The organism is Pseudoalteromonas sp. TAE79 (assembly GCF_000498015.1).
Taxonomy (GTDB): domain Bacteria; phylum Pseudomonadota; class Gammaproteobacteria; order Enterobacterales; family Alteromonadaceae; genus Pseudoalteromonas.
Window position 1 is genome coordinate 1 of sequence record NZ_AUTL01000293.1, and the last position, 6,069, is coordinate 6,069.

The following is a 6,069-nucleotide window of genomic DNA, read 5'->3' on the forward strand; positions in this document are numbered from 1 at the left end:
CCCAAGCCGAGATTGTGGCAGTGGATAACGAGCAAAGTGCGCTGGATGAACTCGGTGAACGCCTCACTGAGCAGAGGTTAGATACCCGCGTTACCTTAAGCTGCGCCAACATGACGGATCTGCCTTTTCCACCTGAAAGCTTTGATTGCATCTGGTCAGAAGGCTCAGCTTACATAATGGGGGTTGAGCAAGCGTTAACCCAGTGGCGTAAACTACTGACTAATCGTGGCTATATGGTCGTCAGTGATTTGATCTGGTTAACCGATAACCCAAGCCAAGAGGCGGTCGCATTCTGGGAAGGTGAATACCCAGATATGCAAACCATCGAAAAACGCTTAGGCCAAATGCGCCAAGCAGGCTTTGAAGTGATTGATCATTTCACCTTAAGGGAACAAGCATGGCACGATTACTATCAGCCACTCAAAGCGCGAGTGGCAGAAGTAAAAGCAAGCATGCCAAATTCAAACGCCATCGCAGATATCGAGCGAGAAATTGCGATTTATGAACGCTACCTAGGCGAGTTTGGGTACCACATGTTTGTGCTACGCAAAGGGGCGTAACGGAACGCCCTATAAAAGTAGACTTTTGAGACGATTTAACAGCGCTTTCCGGCTATTATTCGCCACAACAAAGCGCTTAAAACGTTGTTCAAACACCGCTTCATCCGCTTTGAACTGATAGGCCTCAAACAGCTGATACAAATAGTGTGATGCCGCATCATAACCACTGGCGCAAGTGCGATCCGCTTGCTCTTGTGCTTGCTGCCAGTAGTGCTCACGCCGATTGTAAACATCCGTCAACGCTTTTTCTTTTTCTGCTTTTTCAATAGCCATTTTCTTTGCGAGTGCTGCGGCTTGCTCTTGCTGTAATTGGCTTTGGGCTTGCTCAATGAAAGGGGAAATTACTTCGGGGGTTAACCAATACTGATAGATTTCGTCTATGTTGGCAGGTTCTTTTCGCGTCAGCGCTAAGGCTTGATGGCGAGTTAGCTGGCCTTGCTCAAACAGCGCGCGTAATAGCGTGTCTTTCTCAACTTCCGTGAGATTGTTTAGCCACGTATCAAACTGAAACTGGGCTTGTTTGGCTTGATGGCTGGGTTGTGCGTTCAGCACCATGGCGAGTGCCTTAACCAATGCTAAGGGAATATCATACAGCGCTGCAAACGCCTGCACTTCTTCATTAAGGTGCTCAAAATCGAATTGAATTAACGGCACTCGCTCAACGTCATCATTAAAATCAAACATTTTTAGCCACATAAAGTAGACAAGGCGCCAATCCCCTTGCATTAATCGGCTGCGTAACCCAGCTAAATGCTGGAAAAATTGGTCGGCATGCTCATCGTCAAAATATTCGTCATACTCCTCAAGGGAAAAAATCAGCAACTGCCACTCATCGTTTTCGTGAATATGAAGCCCATCACTTGAAAAGCAAAGTAAAGCGTCAGGGAGCGTTCCTGCTGGTAGCTTGATGTAGGCATCGATTGAGCCCCAATCGGCATAGTAAAAACCGATATCAAAGTATTTTAACATCAGCTCAAAAGGCTCTGCCTTTAAGTCACTGTAGGTGTAATACACCTGAAAGGACGTAGCGCTGATCTCGGCACGGCTTGAAATGGCCCTGAGTGCTTGACGTGCTTTAGCATCTAAATACCCATCCAGACGCTCAAATTTATAGTATTGATATTCGCTCACGATGACCTTGCTATGTATTTATTGTGAATTGAAAAGTTTGTTTCAATAAAGGCAGTACCTGTACCGTCCTACCAACAGATTCCGTGTTTAAAAAACTTCTTGGATCAAGGGTCACAAATCCCCAAAACTGTAAAAATCGCTCAATAAACCGTGATTCGATGAGTATGCTTAAGTTTCTTTCCGGCGAGAAGTAATCATCTACTGGGAAACCCTGTAGTAAATCTGGGAAAGCCACTTTCACCTCTTCAACCAGCAGATCTACACTACTGTGGCTTTGAATACGCCACAGCATAAACAGCCAAAAGGTTCGCAAGTCGGCATCAAACTCAAAACCGTCCAAATAGCCCCAGTTATATTTGCTGATGGCGGCCTCTAACATAGGTTTAAAAAATGCTTGTATACCTAACACCTGATACTGCTTTTGCGCTGATTTTTTCACATGGTAGCGGCCGCTACGTCGATAAATAATACCGCTAATTTCGGCAAGCACTCGGGTGTAGTGCAAAGCATTAAACTTGTCTTCGTTGCTGCCCGCAAACTCGCTGATACTAATGTTACGTTCGAATTGAGCAACGGCAAATTCGGGCAATAACTCACTGGCCTGTTTGACTAATTTAGTCGGTAAGTTGCCTTTAGTTGTGGCTTTGAAGGAGCCTTCTTGCGCCATGGCATCATCAAGAATGAGCGCTAGATAACGAATCACAGGGCTGGCAGAAAGAGAGTCGGGAGTGCTGATTGTCACCCACTGTAATTGATCAAAAGGCGCATAAAGCCAATTGGCCATTTGCGTTGGCGTCACGCCACAAAAATCGGGATGAGGCTGATTATTGCGATCTTGCACTTTGTGTTGCAATGCGGCATTGAGTTCATCAAGGCTCAAATTTGGGTTCATTGCCAGCATGGTTTCAACATCATCGAAAACTTGGGCATGTTGCTTGGAAACGCTGCTCATACAACAACGTTTAAATTTTTTACCACTGCCACAATGGCAAGGATCGTTTCGGCCGAGCTTCATTGTTGTCCCTTCTTATTGTTGTAGAAAAAGCGCTGCATTTTCCTGTTTGCGCTGATCCAATGTCTTAGCAATTGCAGATACGGTTGTTTTACTGATCCCTTGCTGCTGTGCCAGATACGTAAATTGGCTGATGGCTTCTGCGACTTCTTCAATGACTTGCCTTGCATCATGCCAATTCGAAAAGCCAGCACTGGTAGCAAGTTTTTGCATCACCTTAAGCGGTGGCGCTTTGCCATAACCGCCGAATGCAGTGGCGTGTTCGTTGAATGGATGGGGGCTGTAAGTAACATCGTAAAAAGGGGCAGGGTTCCATTGACCGTCATCCGCTTGCAAAAACGCCCAGTTTTTACTGTGGTCGTCTTGATTAGACGACAGCAGATTAAAAATGGCGCGGCGAAATTGCAGTTGTCCAGCCGCTGGCGATTTACACAACTGACGGCTGGCTTTGATTAAATCAATGTAATCTAAACTTGGCGTTCGAAAGTCTGCATCCAGCAGCCCGCAAGCGCTGTGCATATGCAATCGACCTGCACTGCGCTTGCTGCCTAAGTCGGCCTGTTCAGTGACATAATCAAAACGCTTAAGCGCCAACCAGGCAGACGCACCGCTGGTAGGTGGTGCTTCAATGAGTTGCCATTGTGGCGGTTGACACTTAGCAACTTCTGCCATTTGTAAATAAACCGCCTCACACAAACCTTCTTCATGGCCGAGCGCGAGATTTTTAGAGGTAAACTTAACCAGCCAAGCCTCATCTCCAGGCTGAGCGAAGGTTCGACAATGTTGAGTTTCCCCAGCAGGCATATAAATCTGCGCCTTGGGCCTTGCTCCCCCCGAACTACCTCCGGCGACTAATGCGGCCAACACCTGTTGCGTATGCCCATCTAACTCATCGTGATTATCATCCATATAATCTGACATCGAAGCATCGAACAGCGTTTGTGCTTCTAAGCCTAACGTCGCTAAATCAATATCCGCGTGCGTGGTGGCTGAAAACTCAGACACCGGAGAAAAAGACAATGCTCCCATGCCTTTATCACCGACAAAGGCCAGTCTATCCATCGCCGTTAATTGATTAGGCAGGATGCCTTGTTGCCGGAAAATACGATCTTGTAACAGCATGCCCCAGCCATCGGGCAAACAATCTCCAAATACGCCATGTACACCTTGGTGTGGCTGCTTAGGTGCGACTTGAACTTGCGCGTTCGCATGCAAGGTAAAAGGAGATAAGTTGCCAAACTGCTGCAAATAGCTGTCTGCATACTGAAAAAAAACGCCTTGCCGATTCTGCGCCAAGACCCCTACAGCAACCTGCTCACCTGAGCTTAACGTACGAGTTACGGCGAGTTTTTGAATGGGGTTAAAACTCATCTTTTAACACCTCATCAATACTCGTGGGTATAGCAGCGCGTTCTTTGCTAGGTTGCGTGAGCTCGTACAAACGCCCAAGCGAGTCGAGGGTCTGCCATAGCAACAGCAATTGGCGAAATGAAATTTGCCCGGTCAGCTCAAATTTCTTAATGGTGGCCGCAGGTACGCAGCTTCGCTCAGCAAGCGCCGCTCGTGACAGCTTTGCCTGCTTTCGTAACTCACGTAAATAAGCCGCATAGGCGTGGCTTACATCGGTATCATCAAGTAAGGTAAATTTCATCCGCAAAAGCCAAATGGATACAGTCATATCCATTATAGCGAAATAAAATAGAAAGTGGATATTATTGTATCCATTATTAAATAAGGTGTTGAAAAAATTACTCGATAAAGCCCTTCAAAACTGCTATGTTTTAGCTCTAACAGCAGCATAAAAACGACACTGTTTTTCCATTGCTAACCACTAAGATTTAGTAAAAGCCATAGGCAAGTGGTGGGCAGTTTGGTGGGCAAACAGGCATTTTTGAGCGGTTTCTTTTCGATAACTCATTGAGTTTGTTAGGATCTAGTCCGCTGCTCAATGAGCAGATCCAAAATATTGAATAGTTTTCAGCTAAGTATGGCACATTCATAACTTATCAAAACCCGAGCTTAGCTCGGGTTTTTAGTAATACCACTAATGATACTTTGAGTATTGTTACCAAGTATCTTCACCTAAGGTTAAAGCGGCATCTTAAATCGTACTTTATTTTAGACATTAAAAAGCCCGAGACTAAGCTCGGGCTTTTTGGTAATAATTAGCTAGGCTAATAATTACGCTACGATAGTTGCTACAACACCAGCACCTACAGTACGGCCACCTTCACGGATAGCAAAACGAAGACCTTCATCCATCGCGATTGGTGCGATTAGAGTTACTGTCATCTTGATGTTATCACCAGGCATTACCATTTCTACGCCTTCTGGTAACTGAACGTCACCAGTTACGTCAGTTGTACGGAAGTAGAACTGTGGACGGTAACCTTTGAAGAATGGAGTATGACGACCACCTTCATCTTTAGAAAGTACGTATACTTCTGAAGTGAATGTAGTATGTGGATTGATTGAACCAGGCTTAGCTAGTACTTGACCACGTTCAACGTCTTCACGCTTAGTACCACGTAGAAGTGCACCAATGTTCTCACCAGCACGACCTTCGTCAAGAAGCTTACGGAACATTTCAACACCAGTACAAGTAGAACGAGTTGTATCATTGATACCAACAATTTCTACTTCGTCATTGATGCGGATGATACCAGCTTCAACACGACCAGTTACAACAGTACCACGACCCTGGATTGAGAAAACGTCTTCGATAGGCATGATGAATGGCTTATCGATGTCACGCTCTGGCTCTGGGATGTAAGAATCAAGTGCGTTTGCAAGCTCAACAATCTTATCTTCCCACTCTTTCTCGCCTTCTAACGCTTTAAGCGCAGAACCAGCGATTAGAGGTAAGTCATCACCTGGGAAATCGTATTCAGAAAGAAGTTCACGAACTTCCATTTCTACTAGTTCAAGTAGCTCTTCGTCATCAACCATGTCACATTTGTTCATGAATACGATGATGTAAGGAACGCCAACCTGACGAGAAAGAAGGATGTGCTCACGCGTTTGTGGCATAGGGCCATCTGTCGCAGCAACTACTAAGATCGCGCCGTCCATTTGAGCAGCACCAGTGATCATGTTTTTAACATAATCGGCGTGACCAGGACAATCTACGTGTGCGTAGTGACGTGTAGGAGTATCGTATTCAACGTGAGACGTTGAAATAGTGATACCACGTTCGCGCTCTTCTGGAGCGTTGTCGATTGATGCGAAATCTTTAGCAACACCGCCGTATACTTTTGCAAGTACGTTAGTGATTGCTGCAGTTAGTGTAGTTTTACCGTGGTCAACGTGGCCGATTGTACCAACGTTTACGTGCGGTTTTACGCGTTCAAACTTTTCTTTTGCCAT

The 6,069-nt window shown here is 45.6% G+C and carries 6 protein-coding genes; 1 reads left to right on the forward strand and 5 read right to left on the reverse strand.

Annotated features, from left to right (window positions below; translation table 11 throughout):
• A partial coding sequence (locus tag L655_RS0124390) for a class I SAM-dependent methyltransferase (protein ID WP_024606564.1) occupies positions 1-560 on the forward strand: 560 nt, incomplete at its 5' end.
• 9 nt (positions 561-569) lie between these two features.
• On the opposite strand, the gene L655_RS0124395 is transcribed toward L655_RS0124390, so the two are convergent.
• The 5 genes from L655_RS0124395 to tuf all read right to left on the reverse strand — a co-directional run bounded on the left by L655_RS0124395 (position 570) and on the right by tuf (position 6,069).
• Positions 570-1,691: a hypothetical protein gene (locus L655_RS0124395; protein WP_024606565.1), complete on the reverse strand. Its 1,122-nt coding sequence runs from the start codon at positions 1,689-1,691 to the stop codon at positions 570-572.
• Between the two features lie 10 nt (positions 1,692-1,701).
• Positions 1,702-2,706 (reverse strand): SEC-C domain-containing protein, encoded by a 1,005-nt coding sequence (locus L655_RS0124400; RefSeq protein WP_024606566.1) that lies wholly within the window; start codon positions 2,704-2,706, stop codon positions 1,702-1,704.
• A gap of 12 nt (positions 2,707-2,718) precedes the next feature.
• Complete coding sequence (locus L655_RS0124405; RefSeq protein WP_024606567.1) at positions 2,719-4,074, reverse strand: type II toxin-antitoxin system HipA family toxin; 1,356 nt, start codon at positions 4,072-4,074, stop codon at positions 2,719-2,721.
• Positions 4,064-4,354 carry a helix-turn-helix transcriptional regulator gene (locus tag L655_RS0124410; RefSeq protein WP_012520203.1) on the reverse strand — a complete coding sequence of 97 codons (291 nt, stop codon included), beginning with the start codon at positions 4,352-4,354 and terminating at the stop codon, positions 4,064-4,066. The genes L655_RS0124405 and L655_RS0124410 overlap by 11 nt, the downstream gene beginning before the upstream one ends.
• A 530-nt stretch (positions 4,355-4,884) precedes the next feature.
• Positions 4,885-6,069, reverse strand: a complete 1,185-nt coding sequence (gene tuf / locus L655_RS0124415) for an elongation factor Tu (RefSeq protein WP_024596766.1) — start codon at positions 6,067-6,069, stop codon at positions 4,885-4,887.

Bases quoted from the DNA above. Each gene is read 5' to 3' on its own strand.
- L655_RS0124400 (WP_024606566.1), bottom strand. From the start codon at position 2,706: ATGAAGCTCGGCCGAAACGATCCTTGCCATTGTGGCAGTGGTAAAAAA.
- L655_RS0124405 (WP_024606567.1), bottom strand. From the start codon at position 4,074: ATGAGTTTTAACCCCATTCAAAAACTCGCCGTAACTCGTACGTTAAGC.
- L655_RS0124410 (WP_012520203.1), bottom strand. From the start codon at position 4,354: ATGAAATTTACCTTACTTGATGATACCGATGTAAGCCACGCCTATGCG.
- tuf (WP_024596766.1), bottom strand. From the start codon at position 6,069: ATGGCAAAAGAAAAGTTTGAACGCGTAAAACCGCACGTAAACGTTGGT.